Consider the following 253-nt stretch of genomic DNA (forward strand, 5'->3'; position numbering starts at 1 on the left):
TGGTGGGTCTGGTTGGATTCGAACCAACGACCCCCGCCTTATCAAGACGGTGCTCTAACCGACTGAGCTACAGACCCCTGAGTCTGTCTTTAAATTTACAGCCGATAAGCGTGAGCGCTCAACTTCGCGAGATAGCTCTGGAAAGGAGGTGATCCAGCCGCACCTTCCGATACGGCTACCTTGTTACGACTTCACCCCAGTCATGAATCCTACCGTGGTGACCGTCCTCCTTGCGGTTAGACTAGCCACTTCT

The 253-nt window shown here is 53.8% G+C and carries 1 tRNA gene and 1 rRNA gene; both read right to left on the reverse strand.

Annotated features, from left to right (window positions below):
- Positions 1-77: transfer RNA gene (locus G3N99_RS41655), tRNA-Ile, on the reverse strand.
- A 64-nt stretch (positions 78-141) separates the two neighbouring features.
- Positions 142-253: ribosomal RNA gene (locus G3N99_RS41660) — 16S ribosomal RNA — on the reverse strand; the annotation flags it as partial.

Source organism: Burkholderia sp. Ac-20392, from assembly GCF_017104585.1.
Lineage (GTDB): Bacteria > Pseudomonadota > Gammaproteobacteria > Burkholderiales > Burkholderiaceae > Burkholderia > Burkholderia lata.